General features: G+C 45.9%; 25 protein-coding genes. 4 read left to right on the top strand and 21 right to left on the bottom strand.

The features are described 5' to 3' along the window. Window positions 1–65 precede the first annotated feature (65 nt). The 10 genes from rnc to NST58_RS14565 all read right to left on the bottom strand — a co-directional run bounded on the left by rnc (window position 66) and on the right by NST58_RS14565 (window position 8,029). Window positions 66–770 (bottom strand): ribonuclease III, encoded by a 705-nt coding sequence (rnc, locus tag NST58_RS14610; RefSeq protein WP_038570606.1) that lies wholly within the window; start codon window positions 768–770, stop codon window positions 66–68. Window positions 771–785: 15 nt separating this feature from the next. Continuing rightward, window positions 786–2,021: a beta-ketoacyl-ACP synthase II gene (fabF, locus tag NST58_RS14605; protein ID WP_076101782.1), complete on the bottom strand. Its 1,236-nt coding sequence runs from the start codon at window positions 2,019–2,021 to the stop codon at window positions 786–788. Between the two features lie 218 nt (window positions 2,022–2,239). Next, on the bottom strand, window positions 2,240–2,473 hold the full coding sequence (locus NST58_RS14600; protein WP_036686493.1) for an acyl carrier protein: 234 nt from the start codon (window positions 2,471–2,473) through the stop codon (window positions 2,240–2,242). 125 nt (window positions 2,474–2,598) lie between these two features. Continuing rightward, window positions 2,599–3,348, bottom strand: coding sequence for a 3-oxoacyl-[acyl-carrier-protein] reductase (fabG, locus tag NST58_RS14595; protein WP_036686492.1), 750 nt, complete (start codon window positions 3,346–3,348; stop codon window positions 2,599–2,601). 54 nt (window positions 3,349–3,402) lie between these two features. After that, the gene (fabD, locus tag NST58_RS14590) at window positions 3,403–4,326 is read right to left on the bottom strand and encodes an ACP S-malonyltransferase (protein ID WP_339248507.1); all 924 of its coding nucleotides are present in this window, start codon (window positions 4,324–4,326) and stop codon (window positions 3,403–3,405) included. Between the two features lie 21 nt (window positions 4,327–4,347). Continuing rightward, window positions 4,348–5,337, bottom strand: coding sequence for a beta-ketoacyl-ACP synthase III (locus NST58_RS14585; RefSeq protein ID WP_139329841.1), 990 nt, complete (start codon window positions 5,335–5,337; stop codon window positions 4,348–4,350). 8 nt (window positions 5,338–5,345) lie between these two features. Beyond that, window positions 5,346–6,335, bottom strand: coding sequence for a phosphate acyltransferase PlsX (gene plsX, locus NST58_RS14580; RefSeq protein ID WP_038570599.1), 990 nt, complete (start codon window positions 6,333–6,335; stop codon window positions 5,346–5,348). Then, on the bottom strand, window positions 6,319–6,915 hold the full coding sequence (fapR, locus tag NST58_RS14575) for a transcription factor FapR (protein ID WP_036686484.1): 597 nt from the start codon (window positions 6,913–6,915) through the stop codon (window positions 6,319–6,321). Before fapR ends, plsX begins: the two co-directional genes overlap by 17 nt. 358 nt (window positions 6,916–7,273) lie before the next feature. Beyond that, window positions 7,274–7,447, bottom strand: a complete 174-nt coding sequence (rpmF, locus tag NST58_RS14570; RefSeq protein ID WP_019911234.1) for a 50S ribosomal protein L32 — start codon at window positions 7,445–7,447, stop codon at window positions 7,274–7,276. A gap of 69 nt (window positions 7,448–7,516) precedes the next feature. Further along, window positions 7,517–8,029: a DUF177 domain-containing protein gene (locus NST58_RS14565; protein ID WP_036686482.1), complete on the bottom strand. Its 513-nt coding sequence runs from the start codon at window positions 8,027–8,029 to the stop codon at window positions 7,517–7,519. Between the two features lie 209 nt (window positions 8,030–8,238). Here NST58_RS14565 and NST58_RS14560 point away from each other — a divergent pair, with 209 nt between their 5' ends. Next, window positions 8,239–9,477 (top strand): nucleotidyltransferase, encoded by a 1,239-nt coding sequence (locus NST58_RS14560; RefSeq protein ID WP_076218872.1) that lies wholly within the window; start codon window positions 8,239–8,241, stop codon window positions 9,475–9,477. On the opposite strand, the gene NST58_RS14555 is transcribed toward NST58_RS14560, so the two are convergent. Next, window positions 9,467–10,504, bottom strand: coding sequence for a SepM family pheromone-processing serine protease (locus tag NST58_RS14555; protein WP_076275749.1), 1,038 nt, complete (start codon window positions 10,502–10,504; stop codon window positions 9,467–9,469). The genes NST58_RS14560 and NST58_RS14555 overlap by 11 nt on opposite strands. A gap of 152 nt (window positions 10,505–10,656) precedes the next feature. Between NST58_RS14555 and NST58_RS14550 the strand changes: the two genes are divergently transcribed. Beyond that, the gene (locus NST58_RS14550; RefSeq protein WP_076275750.1) at window positions 10,657–11,883 is read left to right on the top strand and encodes a nucleoside recognition domain-containing protein; all 1,227 of its coding nucleotides are present in this window, start codon (window positions 10,657–10,659) and stop codon (window positions 11,881–11,883) included. On the opposite strand, the gene coaD is transcribed toward NST58_RS14550, so the two are convergent. The 8 genes from coaD to NST58_RS14510 form a co-directional block, all read right to left on the bottom strand. Continuing rightward, on the bottom strand, window positions 11,861–12,373 hold the full coding sequence (coaD, locus tag NST58_RS14545) for a pantetheine-phosphate adenylyltransferase (protein WP_076126111.1): 513 nt from the start codon (window positions 12,371–12,373) through the stop codon (window positions 11,861–11,863). The genes NST58_RS14550 and coaD overlap by 23 nt on opposite strands. Continuing rightward, window positions 12,357–12,965, bottom strand: a complete 609-nt coding sequence (gene rsmD, locus NST58_RS14540) for a 16S rRNA (guanine(966)-N(2))-methyltransferase RsmD (protein WP_339248503.1) — start codon at window positions 12,963–12,965, stop codon at window positions 12,357–12,359. Before rsmD ends, coaD begins: the two co-directional genes overlap by 17 nt. Window positions 12,966–13,327: 362 nt before the next feature. After that, the gene (locus NST58_RS14535) at window positions 13,328–14,284 is read right to left on the bottom strand and encodes an alpha/beta hydrolase (protein ID WP_076126107.1); all 957 of its coding nucleotides are present in this window, start codon (window positions 14,282–14,284) and stop codon (window positions 13,328–13,330) included. A 229-nt stretch (window positions 14,285–14,513) separates the two neighbouring features. Then, window positions 14,514–14,618 carry a sporulation protein YjcZ gene (locus tag NST58_RS14530; RefSeq protein WP_111503812.1) on the bottom strand — a complete coding sequence of 35 codons (105 nt, stop codon included), beginning with the start codon at window positions 14,616–14,618 and terminating at the stop codon, window positions 14,514–14,516. 123 nt (window positions 14,619–14,741) lie between these two features. Continuing rightward, window positions 14,742–15,164 carry a hypothetical protein gene (locus tag NST58_RS14525; RefSeq protein WP_076126105.1) on the bottom strand — a complete coding sequence of 141 codons (423 nt, stop codon included), beginning with the start codon at window positions 15,162–15,164 and terminating at the stop codon, window positions 14,742–14,744. Between the two features lie 112 nt (window positions 15,165–15,276). Further along, entirely contained in the window at window positions 15,277–15,561 is a 285-nt protein-coding gene (locus tag NST58_RS14520; RefSeq protein ID WP_076126104.1) for a holin, read from the bottom strand. 20 nt (window positions 15,562–15,581) lie between these two features. Continuing rightward, window positions 15,582–16,391 (bottom strand): glycoside hydrolase family 73 protein, encoded by an 810-nt coding sequence (locus NST58_RS14515; protein WP_339248498.1) that lies wholly within the window; start codon window positions 16,389–16,391, stop codon window positions 15,582–15,584. Window positions 16,392–17,380: 989 nt separating this feature from the next. Then, entirely contained in the window at window positions 17,381–17,989 is a 609-nt protein-coding gene (locus tag NST58_RS14510; RefSeq protein ID WP_339248769.1) for a pentapeptide repeat-containing protein, read from the bottom strand. A 126-nt stretch (window positions 17,990–18,115) separates the two neighbouring features. On the opposite strand from NST58_RS14510, the gene NST58_RS14505 reads away from it, so the two are divergent. Together NST58_RS14505 and NST58_RS14500 are read left to right on the top strand one after the other, a co-directional pair. After that, window positions 18,116–19,309: a transposase gene (locus NST58_RS14505; RefSeq protein ID WP_339244447.1), complete on the top strand. Its 1,194-nt coding sequence runs from the start codon at window positions 18,116–18,118 to the stop codon at window positions 19,307–19,309. A 247-nt stretch (window positions 19,310–19,556) separates the two neighbouring features. After that, entirely contained in the window at window positions 19,557–19,937 is a 381-nt protein-coding gene (locus NST58_RS14500) for a PilZ domain-containing protein (protein ID WP_076126099.1), read from the top strand. Between the two features lie 114 nt (window positions 19,938–20,051). Here NST58_RS14500 and NST58_RS14495 read toward each other — a convergent pair whose 3' ends face one another. Then, entirely contained in the window at window positions 20,052–20,780 is a 729-nt protein-coding gene (locus tag NST58_RS14495) for a hypothetical protein (protein ID WP_076217771.1), read from the bottom strand. Beyond that, complete coding sequence (locus NST58_RS14490; RefSeq protein ID WP_076217772.1) at window positions 20,774–21,475, bottom strand: ABC transporter ATP-binding protein; 702 nt, start codon at window positions 21,473–21,475, stop codon at window positions 20,774–20,776. Before NST58_RS14490 ends, NST58_RS14495 begins: the two co-directional genes overlap by 7 nt. Window positions 21,476–21,485: the final 10 nt, after the last annotated feature.

Raw genomic sequence — 21,485 nt, 5'->3', positions numbered from 1 at the left:
CTCCGCCTAAACGCCGGTATTCAGACCTTTGCTGCTCTCCTCCGCTTGTCCCCTTGATGCAAAACTCAGGCACCGTCCTCTTTCAGATGCAAAAGTGCTGCTGCTGCAGCCTGCTGCTCTGCTTCCTTCTTGGACCGGCCGCTTCCTTTACCAAGTGAACGGTTAGCCATATACACCTCTGAGACGAATTCACGCTCATGTGCAGGTCCCCGTTCTTCTATAATTCGATATTCCAATGTACCCATATTGTGCTGCTGAATTAGCTCTTGCAGTTCCGTCTTATAATCGGTCATCTGCATTTGCAATTTCCCATCCGTCTCCACGAGAGGAAATACGTGATTATCAAGAAAACTCCGCACTGTTTCCAGTCCTTGGTCGAGATAAAGCGCTCCCACGAAGGATTCGAATACATCAGCCAGCAGGGCCGGGCGAGTACGTCCGCCCGTAAGTTCTTCCCCTTTGCCCAATAGTACATAACGGCCAAAACCTAAACTCTCCGCAAACTTGACCAGTGAAGGCTCGCATACAATAGCGGCCCGCAGCTTGGTCAACTCTCCCTCAGGTCGGTCTGGCAATAGATTGTACAAATATTCAGAAACCGTTAACTCCAGAACTGCATCCCCAAGAAATTCGAGACGCTCATTGTCCTGATGCTGATTGAAACGGTGTTCATTCACATAGGATGCATGGGTAAAGGCCTGCTTCAGAAGCACAGAATCGTGAAATTGGATTTGAAGTTGCTGTTGTAACTGCTTCAGTTCTCCTTTCACCGCACTGTCCCCTTACTAATTATATTTTTTTAGAATAACTGTTGCGTTATGTCCCCCGAAGCCGAACGAATTCGACATTACAATATCAAGATCAGCTTTACGTGGCACATTTGGTACATAATCCAGATCACATTCCGGGTCTTGGTTGTCCAAATTAATCGTTGGCGCAATCATCCCTTTTTGCAAAGAAAGGCCACAGATAATAGCTTCTACTCCACCAGCAGCACCCAGAAGGTGACCTGTCATGGATTTCGTCGAACTAATTGCCACTTTATAGGCATGGTCACCCAATGCTTTTTTAACAGCAGCAGTTTCTGATCTATCTCCTACAGGCGTTGAAGTACCATGAGCATTGATGTAATCAATATCTTCAGGAGAGATACCAGCATCCCGGATTGCCATCTTCATGCAGCGAGCTGCACCATCTGGATCAGGCTCAGTCATATGATGAGCATCTGCGCTTAGACCATAACCGATAACCTCAGCATAGATCTTCGCTCCACGTTTCTCAGCATGTTCGAGTGATTCCAGAATAAGAATCCCGGCACCTTCACCCATAACAAAACCATCGCGATCCACATCAAACGGACGACTTGCCTTCTCAGGCTCATCATTGCGAGTGGACATTGCTCTCATAGCACAAAAACCAGCCATACCTGTTGGACGAATGGTCGCTTCGGAACCACCGCAGATCATTGCATCTGCGTCTCCACGTTGAATCAAGCGGAAGGATTCCCCAATGGAGTGACTTCCTGTAGCACAAGCAGTTACTGTCGTCGTATTAGGACCCTTTGCACCAAGGTTAATGGACAACTGCCCAGAACCCATGTTAGCGATCATCATCGGAATGAAGAACGGACTAACCCGCTTCGGTCCTTTTTCAAGCAACAAGTTATGATTGTCTTCCCAAGTGCCAAGACCGCCAATACCTGATCCTACAGATACACCTATTCTTTCGGCATCAATATCTTCACCGATCTTAAGTCCGCTATCTCGTAATGCGTCCTCACCGGCAGCCACTGCAAATTGTACAAAACGGTCCATTTTGCGGGCTTCCTTACGACCAAAAAGTGCCTCTGGATCGAAATCTTTAACAGAGGATGCTATTTGCGTAGTATACTCACTGACATCAAAGGTCTCAACCTGTGATACACCGGATTTGCCGCTCATAAGATTATCCCAGAACGTCTCCAAATCTTTGCCCAATGATGTAACTACGCCCATCCCGGTAACAACCACTCTATGACTCAAACACAATCACCCCATCTATAGGTTGTATACATTATATTCAGAACTTATATACTTTCTGTTGCTACTATATGAACAGCGATAACCGCATCATTAACCATCCTGCGGTTCTGTTATATCCCTTATATAGTTGCTCAAGGCAACCTTTGATTCATCTTTAATGCTCTATAAATGAGGAGAAGTCCCGCCCTAGCAGGAACGGGACTCTCAATCATATGACTCTAGGTATGAGATTGTATGTACTTCACAACTTCACCCACGGTCGTAATCGTCTCTGCATCTTCATCAGAGATTTCCATATCGAATTCATCTTCCAATTCCATAACCAATTCTACTACATCAAGAGAATCAGCACCTAAATCATCTTTGAAAGACGCTTCTAATGTTACCTCAGCTTCATCGGCACCTAAGCGGTCGATGACAATGCGTTTTACACGCTCTAATACATCGGACATCCGGTTCACCTCCTCTTTTGGTATTATACGAGATATGAGTTCAAAATACCATAGAGCGTCAAAAACGCTTTCTTTATCCCTCACATTTCAGCATTAAAACAGTGTAATTTCTCCTTGACGGAGAGTTACATATACATCCCGCCATCCACGTGTAGTGTCTGGCCGGTCATATACGCAGCGCCTTCAGAGGCCAGGAAGACTACAGCCATAGCAATCTCTTCAGGGCGCCCCAGCCGAGCAAGTGGAATGCCCTTCTCAAGCTCACTGCGCACTTCCTCAGAGAGCTCACGCGTCATATCTGTATCAATGAAGCCCGGAGCGATACAGTTCACCGTGATCCCCCGTGAGGAAAGCTCACGAGCCGATGCCTTCGTTAAACCGATGACACCTGCCTTAGCTGCGGAGTAATTAGCTTGTCCAGGATTTCCTGTTACACCTACTACGGAAGAAATATTGATAATGCGCCCGTAGCGTTGCTTCATCATAGGGCGTGTAGCTGCCTTTAGGCAGTTAAACACCCCTTTTAGATTCGTTTCGATCACTTGATCGAACTCTTCTTCTTTCATGCGCATAATCAGGTTGTCTCTGGTAATGCCGGCATTATTGACAACAATGTCAATACGTCCCCAGGTATTCAGAACCTCTTTGACAAGGTTCTCGGCCTGTTCACTATTGCCGACATCGCCACGAAGGGCAATACCCTCCGAGCCAAGCTCGACAATCCGAGCCACGGTTTCTTGTGCGGCTGCTTCACTGCCCGCATAGTTCACGGCCACCTTCACGCCATGTTCCGCGAGAGCAAGTGCAATACTGCGGCCAATGCCGCGAGAGCCACCAGTTACAAGGGCCGTTTGACCCCGCAATGCTGAGAACATCATTTATTCCCCTTTCGATCATATTGCTATTGATAAACAATGTTTGAACGTATCTTACAAGACAGCTTGCACACTTTCAAGCGTGTTAATGTTGATTACTTTGACCGTTTTGTCTATTTTGCGGATCAGACCTGCCAGAACACTGCCAGAACCAATTTCCACAAAAGTATCCACACCATCAGCAATCAGCCATTCAATACTGTCTTGCCAGAGCACAGGGGAGTACACCTGGTGGACAAGCAGTTCACGGATTTCTTCAGGATCCGTTACAGGTGCTGCGGTAACATTGACAATAACAGGTACAGCCGGAGCATTAAAGGTAACACTCTTCAGCTCGTCTGCCAAGCGGTCTGCCGCAGCCTTCATCATCGAAGAGTGAAAAGGTCCACTTACTTCCAGCGGAATAGCCCGCTTTCCGCCTGCTTCCTTAACACGCTGCACAACACCGTTAACCCCGGCCTGTGAACCAGAAACAACAATCTGTCCCGGGCAGTTCACATTCGCCAGTTCTACCACGCCGCTCTCCTCGGATACGCTCCGGCATAATTCTGCCAGAGCATCCCGCTCCGCACCAAGCACTGCAGCCATAGCTCCCTGTCCACCTGGAACAGCTTCCTCCATAAAACGACCGCGTAAACGCACGAGTCTTACAGCATCTTCATAGGACAATACGCCTGCCGCAACCAGTGCGCTGTATTCTCCTAGGCTATGACCAGCTACATAATCCGGCTTCATCCCTTGATCACGTAATGCTTCCAGATAAGCCACGCTTGCTGTTAGCAGAGCCGGTTGCGTATTTACGGTCTGTTTCAAATCACTGTCAGGTCCTTCAAAAATCAGCTGGCTCAGTGGAAATCCGAGCACCTCATCACCTTTTTCGAATACCGCGCGGCTGTGCGGAAGAGCTTCATATACATCTCTACCCATTCCAACTGCCTGTGCACCCTGACCGGGAAAGACAAATGCGATTTTACTCATAAGTAAGAACTCCTTCCTCTATTACCAGATCAATACGGACGCGCCCCAAGTCAAGCCACCGCCGAATCCAACCATCAGAACCGTGTCGCCTTCCTTCATGCGTCCTTCTTCCGCCGCTTCAACTAGAGCTAGAGGAATAGAAGCTGCTGATGTATTAGCATATTTATCAACATTGATTACACATTTCTCCGGTGGCAGGTCAAGCCGCTGCATAGCGGATTGAATGATACGAATATTCGCTTGATGCGGTACGAACAAATCAATATCTTCTTTACCTAATCCGGCTTTAGTAAGCACACGTTCTGTAGCTGAGCCCATAACACGAACGGCAAACTTAAACACTTCACGGCCATTCATATAGATGAAATGTTTCTTGTCTTCAACCGTCTGCTGAGATGCAGGCAAGCGCGAGCCCCCAGCTTCCAGCTTAAGCAAGTTTCCTCCAGAACCTTCAGCACCCAGATCGAAGGATTGGAAACCGCGTCCCTCTGGAACTTCACCGATGATTACTGCTCCTGCACCATCGCCAAACAGTACACAGGTGTTACGATCCGTATAATCAGTGATGCGGGATAAAGTGTCCGCACCAATTATGAGTGCATTATTGTACATTCCGTTCTGAATAAAGCCAACTGCAGTAGCTAGGCTGTATACAAAACCAGAGCAGGCTGCTGACAAGTCAAAGGCCGCAGCACCTTTAGCTCCAAGTTTATCCTGCAAAATGCAGGCTGTGGAAGGAAAGGAGCTATCAGGGGTTACCGTTGCGATAATAATAAGATCCAGATCTTCGGCTTTCATGCCTGCAGAATCCAAAGCTTTAAGTGCAGCTTCATAGGCTAAATCAGAAGTTGCCTCATGTGGTGCAGCGATATGTCTTTCACGGATCCCTGTCCGACTGACGATCCATTCATCGTTAGTCTCCACTATTTTTTCCAGATCACTGTTTGTTAAAATTTTCTCAGGTACATATTTACCCGTACCGATAATCCCAACCGGCCGCAATTGTTTCATTTCGTCACTCACTTCCCGCTAATTTCCTTGGATATACTTGGCACAAGATCGGCTTGCAGAGCAATCCGCGCTTGTCTTACTGCATTTTTAACCGCATTTCCGTCCGAAGATCCATGCCCCTTAACTACCAATCCGCTAAGACCAAGCAGCGGTGCACCGCCATGCTCTTTGTAATCCATCTTACCCTTCAGGGCTCTAAGCTCCGGCATCAGCATAGCCGCTCCAAGCTTAGTCTTCAGAGAACGGCTGAATTGCTCCTTCAGTAAAGAGAACAATGCACCCGCTGTACCCTCAAGCGACTTCAACAGGATATTACCAGCAAATCCATCGCAGACAAGCACATCGCAGTTTCCTGTCAGTACGTCGCGTGCCTCAACATTACCGATAAAATGAATGCCCGGCAAGTTCTCCAGCAGTGGATAGGCTTCTTTGGTCAGTTCGTTGCCTTTCCCAGGCTCCGTCCCTACATTTAGAAGTCCAACCCGCGGCTTAGCAATGCCATGCACTTTATTCCGATAAATGCTGCCCATCAGCGCATATTGCACCAGATGTTCAGGCTTCGCATCCATGTTAGCGCCAAGATCAAGCGCAAGCACGCCAACATCATCCAGCGTCGGAATCATAGGTGCCAGCGCCGGACGTTCAATCCCCTGCATACGGCCTACTACAAGTAACCCTGTAGTCATAAGCGCCCCCGTGTTACCTGACGAAATCATAGCATCTGCTTCGCCCTCACGCACCATACGTCCAGCTACAACCATGGATGAATCTTTTTTGCGGCGAACCGCCTTAACCGGCTCTTCATCAGAACCAATAACATCTCCTGCATGCCGCACACTCAGGTTGGACGGCTTGTCCTTCAGCAGTGGCTCTAGTCTGGCTTCGTCACCTACGAGCACAATCTGCGTATCTTTCCATTCCGCGGCCGCGGACAACGCCCCCTCGACATTACATTCAGGAGCGTTGTCCCCGCCCATGGCATCAATGGCGATCAGCACTACGGTTACCCCCTTCACTATACTCTTCATTAGCGGAACGATACACTATAAAGTGGCCTTGAAATACCAATTCTTCTCCGACATAGGTGAATACGTCCACCTCTGCTTTGCCGCCTCTGCCTGCAAGTGACCGCACTTGAGCTTTAGCAATGCACTTCTCACCAAGCAGAACCATACGAACAAATCGTATGTCGGCTGAAGCAGTCAAGGCAATTTCATCGTTAATCACAGCAACCGCAAGCGAGTTGGCTTGAGCAAACACGTAGTGGCCACGGGCGATCCCATTTCTGGAAAAGACATGATCCTCACGAATTTCAAAGATCGAAATCCCGCTTTTATCGAGCTGTAAATCGACAATATCTCCGATCACTTCATCCGCAGGCAAAGAGCGCACCTGATCATAGGAATGCTCTGCCATTTGTTTCATTCTTTCACGCAGTTCTGGTATTCCCAGCTCCATCCGGTCTAACCGAATCGTCTGAATGCTCACCTTCAGCTGACGAGTCAACTCCCGATCAGTTACAAAAGGATTGCCTGCAATTATATGTAGCAGCTGTTGCTGACGTTCTTTCTTGGACATCCGCTCGATAGCGGCTCACCTCCTGGCACATGCCAAGCATAAACGCCTTCGGAGCCCTAATAAGGACGGTAAGCGTTTAAGCGAGAAATATAAGACATAAAGTATAGGTGCATAACTTATACTTCCTTATATTTTAAAGAAAGCATCCGGCCGCTTGAATGGCCGCTGTTATATTAGGTCAAACAATCATAAATATTTTTTAGAACCAGGTACTAATATGTAGTATAAAGCATGCCGCACCAAAAATAAAGCATTGACTTCTGAGCGGAACATAAAGTATAGGTGCAAACCTTATCTTTATTAAATTTGGACAAAAAAATAGTACCTCACCGAAGTGAAGCACTACTTATTTTTGAAACTATTGTTTGATGATTTCTCTTGCTTTGTAAGTTCCGCAAACTTTGCATACGTGGTGAGCTAGTTTCAACTCTCCGCATTGTTCACATTTCACCATGCCCGGCACAACCAACTTAAAGTGGGTGCGACGTTTGTCACGGCGTGTTTTAGACGTTCTACGTTGTGGTACTGCCATGTGTTCCACCTCCTCGTGATATTTCTGTCAGCCTGCTCCTCAGAGCAGGATGTGTTTTGTTGTAATGTTTCATTTGAAAAAGTCTTTCAACCCAGCGAGTCGAGGATCGATCACTGTGTTGTCGCAACTGCAGGTGCCTTCGTTCAAGTTCTGTCCGCATTTCTGACAAAGACCAAGACAGTCTGCCTTGCACAATACCGAATCCGGTAAGTGCAGTACGAAATTTTCTTCCACATACGGGATAAGATCCACAACCTCATCCTTGACGTAAATGAGATCCTCATCTTCGTCATCATCTGGAAGAACTGGCTGCTTAAGCCACTTGAAAGTCTCAGCAAAAGGAATGTTCAAATCACTTTTGACCTCCGTGAGACAACGTGAACATAACATGTCCACATCTCCACTCAGTTTCCCCACCACGTTCACACAATCGGTTCCCGCGGGCAGCGCTTTAAGGTCTACTGAGAGCGGAGCAACAGTTAGAATATCCTTGCGCCCTTTGACTACCTCGCTGACATCCACAACATCGTGAATATGTAACGGTTCGTCGGCATTCGCTAATTTGCGAAAGTGAATCTGCATACTTATCACTCCCAAACAAACAAAATTTATTATACCTAGTATTCTATACCTTTGTCAACCATTTTCCCTTTATATTGTTTCAGAAAATGCGGTGAATTATGATATAACTATTAGTGTAAATCAAAAGATCAGCTTGTGCTAACAGTATCTCTAGAAATCTACCCTACTAAACTCAATAAATATACCTTACTTATCGGAGGGAAGCCACAGTGACAACGGTTGGAATCATCGCAGAATACAATCCTTTACATAACGGACATGTGCATCACTTCACGGAAGCCAAAAGACTTTCCGGCGCAGAGCGCACCATCGTCGTCATGAGTGGTCCCTTTACCCAGCGCGGCGAGCCGGCGGCGGTAAGCAAGCAAGCCCGGACAGAGATGGCGCTGCATATGGGCGCCGACCTCGTCATTGAGCTGCCGGTGGCTTATGCCGTCCAGCCAGCCGAGTGGTTCGCGTTCGGAGCAGTTGCACTGCTGGAAGCGACCGGGGTCGTGGACAGCTTGTGCTTCGGCTCAGAAGCCGGCACTTTGGGCTCGCTGCTCCCGCTGGCCAGATATCTGGCTGAGGAAAGCAGCGAGCTTCAGAGCGAGATCCGCCGCCGCATGGCGCTCGGAGCGAGCTTCCCCGCCGCGTACAGCACAGCGGCGGCGGTGGCCTTTGAAGGGACTCTCCCGGAAACGGAGAGTCCCGGAGATGCAGGCGAGCTGCTGCGCCAGCCGAATAACAGCCTTGGCCTGCATTATCTTATCGCCTTGCAGCGGCTGCACAGCAAGATAATGCCACTAACCGTTCCGCGCACAGCAGCAGGCTTCCATGACCCATTACAAGCCGACTCTTCTATTGCAAGTGCGACGGCCATCCGCAAGCTGCTGCAAGAAGGCGGATCTCCCGCTGCTTATATGCCGGATTATAGCGTGTCCATTTTGGAAAGAGAGCATGCAGCCGGAAGGGGCCCTCTGAGCTTGGAGAGCTTCAGTATCCCGCTCCGCCATCTGCTGACCACCCATACTGCGGCCGAGTTACACGCGATCCATGATATGAATGAAGGCTTGGAGAATCGAATACTGCGGCTTTTGCCTGAGTTGGAGCAATTCTCTGTTTCAGGCCTGCTTCACGCCCTTAAGAGCAAGCGCTACACGCATACACGGTTACAGCGTCTGCTGCTACATGTTCTGTTAAATCATTCTAAAAAAGAAATGACCCCTTCCATACTAGCAGAGGGGCCCGGATATATTCGTATTCTTGGTTTTAGAGAAAGCGGACGAGCACTGCTTAAAGAGATGAAACAAAAAGCTACGTTGCCCATCGTCATGCGCCCGTCCCTTTGTTCCCATCCGCAGCTTGAGCGAGATCTTCAAGCCGCTTCCGCTTTCGCGGGAGCTTTTAAGGAGCCCCGTAGAAATGATATGTACCGCGATTATTTGGAACCTCCGGTCATGGTTTGACCGGCAGTTCCTCCATATACTTCAGCGCCTCATCCAGCGTAGATACAGGCACCAGCTTCATAGATGTGCCGATTTTATCAGCTTTTGCTTTGGCTTCGTCATAATTCTTAACAGGCACGAAAAAAATCTCCGCCCCTTCTCGGTCCGCAGCCACGATCTTGTGTTTCACTCCACCGATAGCACCAACTACACCCTCAGCGTTAATCGTACCCGTCCCTGCAACCCTATGGCCTTTAGTTAAATCACCAGAAGTAAGGCGATTGTAAATTTCCATAGTGAACATTAGCCCTGCCGAAGGTCCGCCAACATTTGTATCTACAAAGCTGACAGCTTTCCCTGCTTCTTTTGGTTTTACTTTTTGAACGGCGGCAATAGTAACTCCAAAACCAGGTCGAACGGCAGCGCCCTCTTTATCCTTTATTTCAACCAGCGTCACTTGTTCTTGTACTTCCTTGCCATTTCTTTGCAAAACAACAGCGACTTGATCTCCGATTTTTTTAGAGGAGAGCAGTTTAGACAGTGCTTCAGGATCGGGCACTTTTTGTCCCTCTACACTAATGATTTTGTCACCCGGCAGAAATTGTCCTTTATTACTTTCTACAGGAACCGAAAAGACGTAGAGATAATCCACTACATCCTCATATGGAATTCCCGCTGCATGATAAGCGGCCTGAACAGAATAAGACTGTGAGCTATTCATATAAAAAACCTGCTCTGCAGCATATTCGTCTTCTGATTTATCCCCTAGCCGGGTTTCTTTTCGCACAACCTCTGAATTGGAATTAAAAGCAGAGGCGACCAATAAGGCCACATTAGCATAACTAGCAGACACCGTAGTCATCATAAACGTTCCTTCTTCAGCCGGATCGGCATTCTCTACCTTAATCATAGGGGCAACTTCAGATGCACTGCCTGGCTGATATACGATGTACGGGGTGTTCATAAAGACAAATACATACACGATTACTACAAACGTAAACAGATAAGCTGTGGCGCGGAAACCCGGCCGATGCTTCAGTTGCTTCACTGCTCTTCCCTTCTTTCCCGCGGCACTTTTAGGATATGAATGATTGAACTTCATTACCGCTTCGACTAGTGGTTTGGCATGATGGTTGTCTACTCTGCATAAATTGATAACACATCGTCCATGCCTTAAGTTATGAAGAGGTGATCTGAGAAATGAAAAATATTCAAATACGCCGACTAGCTACACGCTCCACACCATTTATACCCGGGATTATGGCAATCTTGACAGCCATTGCAATTATTATCTCACCGGAGAGCTCCTTTGAGGCTTCACTCCAAGGATTGAAGCTTTGGTGGACACTCGTATTCCCTGCCCTGCTCCCCTTCCTGATGCTGTCAGAGATGCTTACCGCCTCGGGTTTCGTGCATGGTTTTGGAGTGCTTCTGGAGCCATTGATGAAAAAGGTCTTTCGTCTGCCCGGTGCCAGCGGCTGGACCTTGGCACTCGGAATCACAGCCGGATTCCCCGGTGGAGCTGGAGGGGTCATGCAGCTACACAAGCAGAACAGCATTTCTGACAAGGAAGCCGCCCGACTTGCCGCACTTACACACTTCGCCAGTCCGGTAACCATGCTTATAGTAATTGGCATAGCTTTTCTACACAGTACTTCAGCAGGTTATTTCCTGCTGGCCATCCACTGGATCTCTGGACTTCTAGCCAGCTGCACCGATGCTCTATTAAAGGGGCGGTCAGCGAACACGAAACCAGTTGATAAGATCTCCACGGACACCAAACAGCCTTCTTTATATAGTCGCGTTCAGCTTGCAGCAACAGATGCCAGAGCAAAAGACGGACGCAGCTTCGGCAAGCTTCTCGGCGAGTCCGTCGCTAATGCCGTGCAAAGTCTGATGGTCGTGGGCGGTTACATGATTATGTTCGCTGTAGTCATCAATATCATCACTACTGTACTTCCCGCATTGCCAGCTGCTCTGCCAGCAAGCTTGCTGGAAATTCATTTGGGCGCCGACGCGATCAGCAAAGGGCTAGCAAGCATAGGAACAGGTCCCTCTAGTATGTTTGGGATAGCTTTGCTGTCTGCTGCACTGGGCTGGAGCGGACTCTGTGCGCAACTACAGGTGCTGACCATGCTCAAACAAGCCAGAGTCAGATTTCTACCCTACGCTACGGTTCGTCTGATGCATGGACTTTATGCTTTTCTGTTAACTTTATTGCTCTGGAAACCATTGCTGGCTATCCCTAAAGCTGCTTTACCAGCACTTGCAGACTCACGCCCGACTCCAAGCGGCACCATTAATATAACGGACATATGGAGCTCTTTTCCACAGCTGCTAAGTCTGCAAGCCCTTCTGCTCATCATCCTGTTGGGATTATCTGCTGGAACGTATCTAGTAAGTACTATTCGCCATCGGCTCGGTTAAATTTACGCTTCATCGCTTGTTCAACCTCAGGCGTCACAAAATCAGTCACATTCCCGCCGAAGTGGGCGATTTCTTTAACAACACTGGAACTTAAGTAGGAATATTTCGGATTAGTCATCATAAAAATCGTTTCTGCATCGGGATCCAGGCTATGGTTGATCGATGCGTTTTGCAGCTCATATTCAAAGTCAGTAACGGTACGGATACCCCGAACAATGACTTGAGCATCTTTTTGACGAACATAATTCACTAACAGATCACGGAAGCTGTCAATTTCCACATTGGGAATATCAGCGGTCGCCTGTCTTAATAGCTCTGTCCGTTCATCAACAGTAAACAGCGGGTTTTTACTCAAATTATTAAGCACCGTTACAATCAAACGGTCGAATTGCTTGGATGCGCGCCGAATAATATCCATATGTCCCATAGTCACGGGATCAAAGGTACCTGGATAAATGGCAACACGTTCTTTTCTAATTTGCTGACTCATTCTCTACCTCCTCACCAGCTTCACTTTCCTCTGCAGGATTAGTTTCATACTGGTAAATAGAAATTGTCGTTTCTCCGTATACGGCCTGACGCAGCCTATAAAATCCTGGAATGTCTTCAGGATAGGCATAACTTGATTCATGCTCCAGAACAATAATTGCGTCCTCTTGCAGCATTCCTTTTTCGACCATCATAAGCATAAGCTCATCCCCGTGCTTCAAGCGATAGGGAGGATCTAAAAAGACCAAATCAAAAATTTCCCCCCGCTTCTCCAACGCACTTAGCGCTCTCCCAGCTTCATTACGGTACACCTGCGCTTGTTCTTCCAGCTTAGTAGCCTTCAGATTGGCGCGTATCGTGTCGATACTTTTAGGATCCATATCAACAAATACGCCGCTTTCCATCCCTCTGCTTAAGGCTTCGATCCCCAACCCCCCAGTACCGGCGAACAAATCCAGCACCACTCCACCTTCGAAATATGGGCCTATCATGCTAAATACAGCTTCCTTCACCTTATCGGTCGTAGGCCTTGTCCCACTTCCCGGAACACTCTTCAGTGGCCTTCCTTTTGCACTTCCCGATACCACTCTCACTGTTATTCACCCGCTCTATATCTCTGTTTGTTATGCCCAAAAGGGCATAAGTCCACGCCTATCGTAACACATTTGCGCGATGAAATAAAAAATTTGTCTAGATATGAAATAAGAAGGCGAAACAGCTTATTCAGAGAAATAAGTCATCTTAATGTATAAGATTGGACTTCCAGGGACATCATGTAATTATCGACACCACAAATGTCGTAGACAACCGCGGAGCAGGCTTACGTTTCCCCATAAGCTCTTCGTCCGGTTTCTCCTCTCCCATGAAAGGGGCCCTCGAAAGAGGGCCCCGAATTTATGTTTAACGGTATTATAAGCACGAAAAGACTACCTTTCGGCAGCCTTTTCAGCAACAACTATTTCACAAATCTTCCGATAAACTCAGAAACTACGCTCTCATACTTAACCGGATCCATGCGGAAAGCTTCTCCGTGACCCGCATTAGGAACGATGTAAAGCTCCTTCTCGACCGGACTATTTTCATATACCGTATGAACCATTTCCGTAGGAACAAAAGTATCATTATCGCCATGAATAAACAGAGTTGGCGTTTTAGATTTCTTCACCTGTTCTAAGGCCGAGGCTTCACCAAAGGAATAACCTGCCCGGATCTTTGTTAGCATACTGGTCGTATCTACAATTGGAAAGGCGGGGAGATGGTACATTCTTTTTAATTGAAAGGTAAGCTCGTCCTTCACTGAGGTATAGCCGCAATCTTCCACAATTGCTTTAACATTAGCTGGTAAATCCTCACCGCTTGTCATCATTACGGTAGCTCCCCCCATGGAAACACCGTGCAGTATGATCTGTGTATCCTCACCGTTTGCTTTCAGAACGTTCTGTATCCACTTCAGGTAATCCTTACGTTCTGGCCATCCAAATCCGATATAGTCACCCTCACTTTCTCCATGTCCTCTGGCATCCGGCAGCAAAATATTATATCCAAGTCTCTCATAATACATTCTGGCATAACCGCTCATTTGAGTTGCATTTCCAGCATAGCCATGAGCAATAATCACTGTCTTATCGGAATGTTCAGGAGCAGCTAAATAGTACGCTTTAAGCTGTATTCCGTCATCAGAATTCATTTCCCATCTATCAAAGCTCTGGGTATCCCACCACTCTTGGTCTGCCTTCGAGGTATCTTTAGATTGTTCTACCTCTGGACTGGACTGCAGGTCAGGGCTTTCATTTAAGAAGTCCTTTGAAGCACGTGCAATAGCAACATGATAGAAATAAAAGCTTCCCACAGTTACAACAATGATTAAAAGTACAATAACAGAAGAAATTCCGATCATCATTTTTTTCTTCAAACTAGCTCTCTCCTAAATAAAATTTAACAGTATTAATCTATGTTATCAGATTAAGATAACATGTATATTTGAATATTCAAAATCAAAGTATTGTAAACTCATGTTATTCACTACGTGATTAGTATTCTTTTAACTTATTATTTCATATTACCTTAATGGACAAAATATCTACAAAAAAAAAGCCCCAAGTCGGCAAAATGCCAACATGGAGCTCTGCTATTTTAGTGATTTAGAATATGCATGCGCTTGTAATAATTACTAATAAGATGAACAAAACTAAGATTGCGCCTGTAGAAGTAAAAGCACCACCAACATGACCATATTCAGCACCCATGAGAAGACCTCCTCCGTATTTAGAATACATCATAAGATATGTAATGATCCCCTTAGAAGATTGGGCGTTCAGTTAAAAAAAAAGACCTCTACTGGGCTACCAGCGAGGTTAAAGGCTCTACAATTAATCAGAAACTAAAATACCATCAAAGCTTTCTGGGCCCACACGTACTGTACCGAGAAGATTAGAAGAAACAAATGCTGTATAAGTGAGCTGAGGTGTGATGGCTGGTAAGAAATCCGCTGCTGAAAAGGTTATTACTTGCGGAGCCAATATACTAAGAGCAAAAGTTGAAGTAGCAGAATACACTTTTGGATCAGTAGCCAAGGTTCCTCTTACAATCGTAATTGTGATGCCCACTAACGCTAGCGGAAGCGTCACTGATATCGTTCCTTTAAGGAGAACACGTGGATTGGTAGTCACTCCAGCCGTTAACAACCCAATCTGTCCAAAAAGCTGCGGCGTGTTAAGTACCGTAATAGGAATAGATATAGAGTTGGCGAGGCTGGCATTTTGAGATGTTCTAGCATCAAGGTAAGTTCCCATCGTTGCACCCCCTTTATAAATTGGCATACCATAATATATTAGTGTTCTCGATAGCATGCATAGCCACATTACCAGTGTAAAACGATTGTTTTATAAAACTCATAGGCAAGATCTATTTATCATCTTTTTTCGTCCCCTCCCTTTTATTAAAAGCTAGTTCAAACAAACCGGTCGCTGATAGTCCCGCAAGCCCCCCCGCCCAGAGTCTCAGAATCAGATTCATATCAGTGAACGGGTAGGCAACTGCTCCAACCAGCAAGCCAATAGCCAACCCCACTACTGGCACAATGTTCCGCGGAAGTTCAATGCTATTCTTCACAAGTTGTACAAGTGCCATTACAAAAACAGCTAGGACTGAAGCAAAGGCAAGCACACTGTTGAGAGCATCGTTATACATGTTTTTTAATCCTCCTTATTTCATTTTTTACTTCCTGTTACAAGTAAACCTGCACGGTTCAGCACCGTTAATATGCGATAGAAATCGTAACTGCCACCCGATGGAGTATCGAGAAGTCCTGCCGCAGTCGCTGCTTTCACAGCCGCCTCAGCCCATGCAGGGACATTCATGACTGCCCGATTTCCAATGAATGTCACCCGATCCGTAAGCTTATTAATCGACTGCCCCTGTTCTTGCACACCTGTTTTCAGCGTATCCCTGCTATCTGTAAGAGCTGCTATAAGAGCACGCAGTTCCTTTACTTCCGATTCTAGACTAACAAGCTTTTGCTTATCCTCTGCTGACATCTCATCATCTCCTCCCATGGATTTGTCGTCATATTGATACAGATTATAGGTATTCATAATTTGAATCAGCTTAGCTGCATAGTTCGGATCAGTAGCGTAACCAGCTGCGGCAATCTCTTGTGCGGCCACCTTGCCACTCGCACCGAGAACCTTGCTGTAAAGGTTGCGATTCCATGAGACTCCATTCACAATCAAGTCGGAATGATCCGCGATAGATTCTCCCCAGTTGTTATAGGCTCGAAAAGGGGAATTCACTTTAACAGCTTTACCGTTAATATATTCGGTAGTCTGTACAGTAATGCTGCCAGCAGGTCCACTTCCTTTGATCCCAAACAAATTATTCGCTTTCACAGTCAATCCACTGCTGCCCCAGCCTGACTCCAGAGCCGCTTGAGCAATGGTTAACGAAGCAGGAACCTTAGTGAGCTGCATGTCCTTTACAGCAAAATTCGCAATCTTCGCTATAAACTCGCCTTCTGTCATCTCATCACATCCTCTCCGTTTATTAAATGCGAGGCATCATAAAATGACTGTGCTTATCCCCTTCTAACATTGTGTTTTTACTAGATTCGAATCCAACTCGGCAACAAAAAAAAGCCATCCCATTACCCATGAAATGACTGCTGGAGTAGCCTCAATGATCTGAACATCTAACTTCCTAATTACATCTCATTCGCTTACGAATCATCTATCGGACTCAGCTGACCTTATACGCAGCGTTAGCTCACTTTTTGGATATTAACGGACACCACAGCCGCAATTGGCACCAAAAACACTCAATAACAGGCTCTTCATATAGAATAATGTCTCTGAGGTCCGAAAGCACGCTCAAAAGGTTAAAAACATGCTAATAACGTCATCCGGGTCCTTAAGCTTCAGTGGACTGAATATGACTCGGCGGTGTAAAAACAGCCAAACAACGATCCAAAAAAAAGGAGTAGTAGTTCTCCTAATATTAGAGAACTACTACTCCTTTGTCTTTCATGACATCGACCACTGCTATCCACTATGACGTGGAGCGTCTATGTAAAATGGAGGGGTGCACTTCTCGGTAGCTCAAGCGGTGCCTTAGGTCCTGCATAATGCATCCTCAACTCCTTTCACCCGGACAATATGTAATTATTAGTAAATCTAGCTTGTGAATCCCGTAGAATTAGCGTAATATATAGTAATAATTTACTATATAGGAGGGTCTAACAGACTATGCCTTCATATTATTTTAAAGAAGTATGGACACCCTTACGCTGGGTAGGTATAAAGTTTTTTCGTGATGATGATGGATTCTTATGGATTAAAAGGTGGGCAAAACCCAGAAAACGGTTACGTTAACGCATACTATTACATATGCCATAATACATAGGTTCAGCAGTTAGAATACTCATAATAATCTGCACTGCCCCCCCTCCGCTTCAAGCATTGATTTGCTAGCGGAGGTCTTTATGATCCACGCTAGCAACTGATGCGTCCGTTTACTAATTCCCTACTTTTGCCCCAAATGAACGTGCCAAGAGTACCGCCTGTTCAATATCCATCCGCACTCCCTGCAGATCCAGACTCTTTAAATCAATTCCTTCAACAATCGCTTCCCGCATATCCGCTCCCTTAAGTTTGCATTGAGACAATTGTACACGGCTCAAATCCGCTCCGCGCAAGTCACTTTTTTGCAAATTACAGCCCATTAAATCCGCTTCTGTAAATCGAATCCCTCGCAGATCCTGTCTGCTTAGATTAGTATGTCTTAGGTTCGTGTACGACCAGTCCCCTCCGAGTAGGGAGATCCCGTCCAAATATGCATTTGAGAAATCCGATCCTACCATCTTGCAATCTTCAAATTTAGATACAAACAGGTTCGCTCCCGTAAATTTACAATTGGTAAACGCTGAACCTGTATGGTGAGACGCATTAAGCATGGCTCCAGTAAAATCACAATCAATAAATCGGCAGCCAATAGAGTTCATCTCTTCCATAGAAGTGCCTTTGAAGGAGCATTGCTCGAATGTGCAGTTATTTAACTCACCATCCTGCAAGCTTCCTTGATCAAAATTGTGATTACGGAACGTTTCATTAAGGTATTGGTACATGAGCATTTTGCATTAATCTAAGTCCTTGCTACACAAAGGAATTTTGGATATAAAAAAGGACTTCACCCCAACTTGGAGAAGTTTTTTGGTGACGAAACCAAAACACTCAAGAGGAGGAAGCCCCCTTTGTATATTCTCCAAGAAAGTCTATTTTCCTTTGAAGAGCTTCAAAAAATGGATTCCAAAGAACGTCTTCCCATCTTTTTCAGCGCTCTCGACCTGCGTCCTTATGCGAGAGAATTGAGAAAACCTTCACCCCGAGGAGCGGAGGGGCACTGTCGGCAAGGCATTCTTCGTGCCTTACTCGCGGCTCCCTTGGAGAACATCGATACGTTCACTGGCCTCGCACGCAGACTGGAGTTTGACCTTCGTTTCCGTTACCAATGTGGACTTCGGCTAGACATCCCTGCCCCTTCGATTTCCACTCTAAGCCGGGTTTTTACCGAGTTGACTCAGAAAAGCCTTGCCCAGCAGTTGTTTGAGGATCTTGTGACTCAGTGCCAAGAAGCTGGAATCATCGACGGCACTCATGTCGCCATCGACAGCGCATCCATTCACGCTTACGAGAAAAAAGAACCCAAGCGAAAAAGCGAGCTCACTGGCAATGCCAACTGGGGTGCAAAGTTTGACACCTTCGGCAATAAAATCAAGTGGTTTGGCTATAAGCTGCATCTGGCCGTCGATGCCAAAAGTGAACTTCCGATGGCACTGAAGGTAACCCCTGCCCATGTGAACGACGGAGACGAAGGGCCTGCACTCACGACGCTGGCTGCTGCAAAATCCAAAGTGAAATTCTTCATGATGGATGCGGGCTACGACCAAATGAAAAACTACGAGGGAGCCCGGAACGTCAAGGCACAAGCCATTATTCCGCTGAATCCACGGAATGAAAAGGAACCGCCAGCAGGAATTACGCGCAAAGGTACGCCCTGTTGTTCGATGGGCTTTCCCATGACGTATTGGGGGCAAGAGAAGACATCTTTGAAATTCCGTTGTCCACATGCGACAGGACATGTGAATTGTCCTTTAGGCATGGCCGCTTGTTCGTCCTCTAATTATGGAATGGTGGTCAAAGTTGACAGCCAAACGGATCTTAGACGTTACGCTCTACCGCATCGAGAAAGCCGAGGCTGGAAGGAGCTTTACAATAAACGGACCAGTGTAGAACGCTGTAATTCTCGAATGAAGACCTATTTAACCGCAGACCAGCTCCATGTCTGGGGGATTCAAAAGGTAACAACCCACCAATATTTAAATGCGATTGTGTTACTTGCTGCTGCACTTGCCATTGCGAAGCAACGAGTCCAAAACGCCGCTTAAAATTTATGATTCTCCGAAATTCTGCCCGTCTGACCATTTATAACCGAAATCACAAAACGGGGCTTTGGAAGTGGTTAGACTACGACCTTAGAATCGAAAATTGAATTATGCAAAATGCTCACATATAAATCTCATCACCTTCGTTAGTATTAAAAAAATTAATTCTTAATTAAAAATAGCACTTTAGTAGATTGTTCTCAACATTCCCTTTCGATATAATAGCAAATAAACAATGGGGAGGAAAATTATGGATGTGTCCAGCAGGAAAGAACCATTCCGTTATGTTATGAACCATCCGCTTGAATGCTGGATTGAAGTTCCGCTTAACAATTCCGGTCCAGGTGCTGGAAAGTTAACAGAGGCTGTATTACTCGATCTTAGCCGTTCGGGTTGTAAGGTACGTACTCCTTTGAATCTTCGATTCACTGCAAGAGATACTAGGCTTATTATTCATCTTCAATTAAATGAAGAGAAGCTTCAGCTCTTATGCAGCGTCCGGTGGGGTTGGATGTTTGGGCTTGGCCAATATCAATATGGAGTTAAATTCCGCTTGGACGAAAATGAGGAAGAACGCCTAATAAGAGAGCTTGAAACATGGACCGCCACCCTTCGGGTTGAAGGTCTATAGAACTTACCCTAACAGATGCCCTTCACTTAGAAGGACGTCTTTTTTTTGCACAAAAACGAAGACAAAGCTAAATCGCCCTGTCTCCGTTCTAAAAACTATTCCGCCAAGTTGTGGCTAGATATCCACTCTTTTATTAACGAGCTTGATGATGACCGCTATAAGAAGAACTGCTATCACCGCTTCAAACAGAAGAGGAGCTAGATTCAAATGACCCTGTATAAGCTGTATCCCATTTGCGGTATCCATCTCATCTATGACCTCGAACTGGAATACACTTTCCCAAGCAGTGAAGTTACTTTTGAAAATAAAATACTCCAAATAGAATATTCCATTCTGTAACAAATACGCAGTGGCCAGCCCAATCCATACTCGCCCCTTAAATTTCACACTTCGTGCAACCGTAATGGAGACCATCAAGGTAAGCATGATATAACCGGCAAACCAATACGCCTGCAAGAGAACTAACAATCCCACTGTCCAGAAATTCTCCGGAAGAAATGAGGAGGGATACATTGAAAGATACACGCCAAAATGGATCAAAGCTATTAAAATAATACCCAGCATTAGGGCTAAATAGAGCACTAACGGAGAAAGGACTGTGTTCAGGGTTCTTACGGGCACTAGGCGACGATTATAGGAATTTATATTGTTAAAAAAGGTTTTTGCTGCCATGACAAGAAAGATCAGTCCTGCAATAACATAAGCTATTCCGTTCAAAGTAAACCGTTCATAGTCATGCAGTTTGGTAAATCCTAACCCAATCTGCGCCAGAATTATGATTACAAAAACTGCAAGAAACTTATCCCTATCCCGTCTAAAATCATACTTCACTAGCTTTAGCATTCTGCGTACACCTCTCTGAACAGTTCGTCAATACTTTTGCCATGGCGTAGCCGAATATCCTCTACCGCAGTATGCATCAGAATTTCTCCTTCTTTTATAAAAATCACATCATCAAAGATCCGCTCAATATCCGATACTAAATGGGTTGATAAGAGAATGGTACTGTCCTCTTCATAAAACTCTACTAACGCGTTAAGAATTTTTGTTCTAGCTACCGGATCCACACCACCAATGGGTTCATCCAGCAAATAAAGGCTAGCTCGGCGTGATAGGGCAAGTGTAAGCTGTAAACGTTCGTTCATCCCTTTGGACAGGTCCTTTACCTTATCTTGCGCTCTTAGTTTCATAAACTCCAACATTCGCGAGGCTTTAGACTGATCAAAATCCGGATAGAAGTCAGTTTGGAATTTCAGAGCATCAGAAACACTCATCCAGGATTCTGTAAGCGGCTTATCAGGCATAAACGACACCACCGCTTTACTTTCTGTTCCTACAGAACCCCCAATGACGGATACACGACCAGAGGTAGGTTGTGTCAGTCCAGCGATGATTTTCATAAGTGTACTTTTGCCGCTGCCGTTACTGCCCAGCAGTCCTGTGATCTTACCCGCACTCAAATTAAATGATACTTTGTGGAGGGCATGCTTGGATCTATATTTTTTTGTAACTTCATGAACCTCAAGTATATTTCCCAACTTGTTTATC

This window comes from Paenibacillus sp. FSL R10-2796 (assembly GCF_037965315.1).
Classification (GTDB): Bacteria; Bacillota; Bacilli; order Paenibacillales; family Paenibacillaceae; genus Paenibacillus_AQ; species Paenibacillus_AQ odorifer.
Note: the sequence above shows the minus strand (reverse complement) of the source record. Positions and strands in the feature narration are given on the sequence as shown.

Excerpts from the sequence above, each read along its gene's own strand:
- fapR (WP_036686484.1), bottom strand. The coding sequence starts at position 6,915 with ATGTCCAAGAAAGAACGTCAGCAACAGCTGCTACATATAATTGCAGGC.
- NST58_RS14565 (WP_036686482.1), bottom strand. The coding sequence starts at position 8,029 with ATGCAGATTCACTTTCGCAAATTAGCGAATGCCGACGAACCGTTACAT.
- fabD (WP_339248507.1), bottom strand. The coding sequence starts at position 4,326 with ATGAGTAAAATCGCATTTGTCTTTCCCGGTCAGGGTGCACAGGCAGTT.
- NST58_RS14530 (WP_111503812.1), bottom strand. The coding sequence starts at position 14,618 with ATGGGTGCTGAATATGGTCATGTTGGTGGTGCTTTTACTTCTACAGGC.
- NST58_RS14520 (WP_076126104.1), bottom strand. The coding sequence starts at position 15,561 with ATGTATAACGATGCTCTCAACAGTGTGCTTGCCTTTGCTTCAGTCCTA.
- NST58_RS14525 (WP_076126105.1), bottom strand. The coding sequence starts at position 15,164 with ATGGGAACTTACCTTGATGCTAGAACATCTCAAAATGCCAGCCTCGCC.
- coaD (WP_076126111.1), bottom strand. The coding sequence starts at position 12,373 with ATGAGTCAGCAAATTAGAAAAGAACGTGTTGCCATTTATCCAGGTACC.
- rpmF (WP_019911234.1), bottom strand. The coding sequence starts at position 7,447 with ATGGCAGTACCACAACGTAGAACGTCTAAAACACGCCGTGACAAACGT.
- NST58_RS14495 (WP_076217771.1), bottom strand. The coding sequence starts at position 20,780 with ATGCTAAAGCTAGTGAAGTATGATTTTAGACGGGATAGGGATAAGTTT.
- NST58_RS14500 (WP_076126099.1), top strand. The coding sequence starts at position 19,557 with ATGGATGTGTCCAGCAGGAAAGAACCATTCCGTTATGTTATGAACCAT.
- NST58_RS14550 (WP_076275750.1), top strand. The coding sequence starts at position 10,657 with ATGAAAAATATTCAAATACGCCGACTAGCTACACGCTCCACACCATTT.
- NST58_RS14585 (WP_139329841.1), bottom strand. The coding sequence starts at position 5,337 with ATGAAACAATTGCGGCCGGTTGGGATTATCGGTACGGGTAAATATGTA.
- NST58_RS14600 (WP_036686493.1), bottom strand. The coding sequence starts at position 2,473 with ATGTCCGATGTATTAGAGCGTGTAAAACGCATTGTCATCGACCGCTTA.
- NST58_RS14515 (WP_339248498.1), bottom strand. The coding sequence starts at position 16,391 with ATGACAGAAGGCGAGTTTATAGCGAAGATTGCGAATTTTGCTGTAAAG.
- NST58_RS14510 (WP_339248769.1), bottom strand. The coding sequence starts at position 17,989 with ATGTACCAATACCTTAATGAAACGTTCCGTAATCACAATTTTGATCAA.
- fabG (WP_036686492.1), bottom strand. The coding sequence starts at position 3,348 with ATGTTCTCAGCATTGCGGGGTCAAACGGCCCTTGTAACTGGTGGCTCT.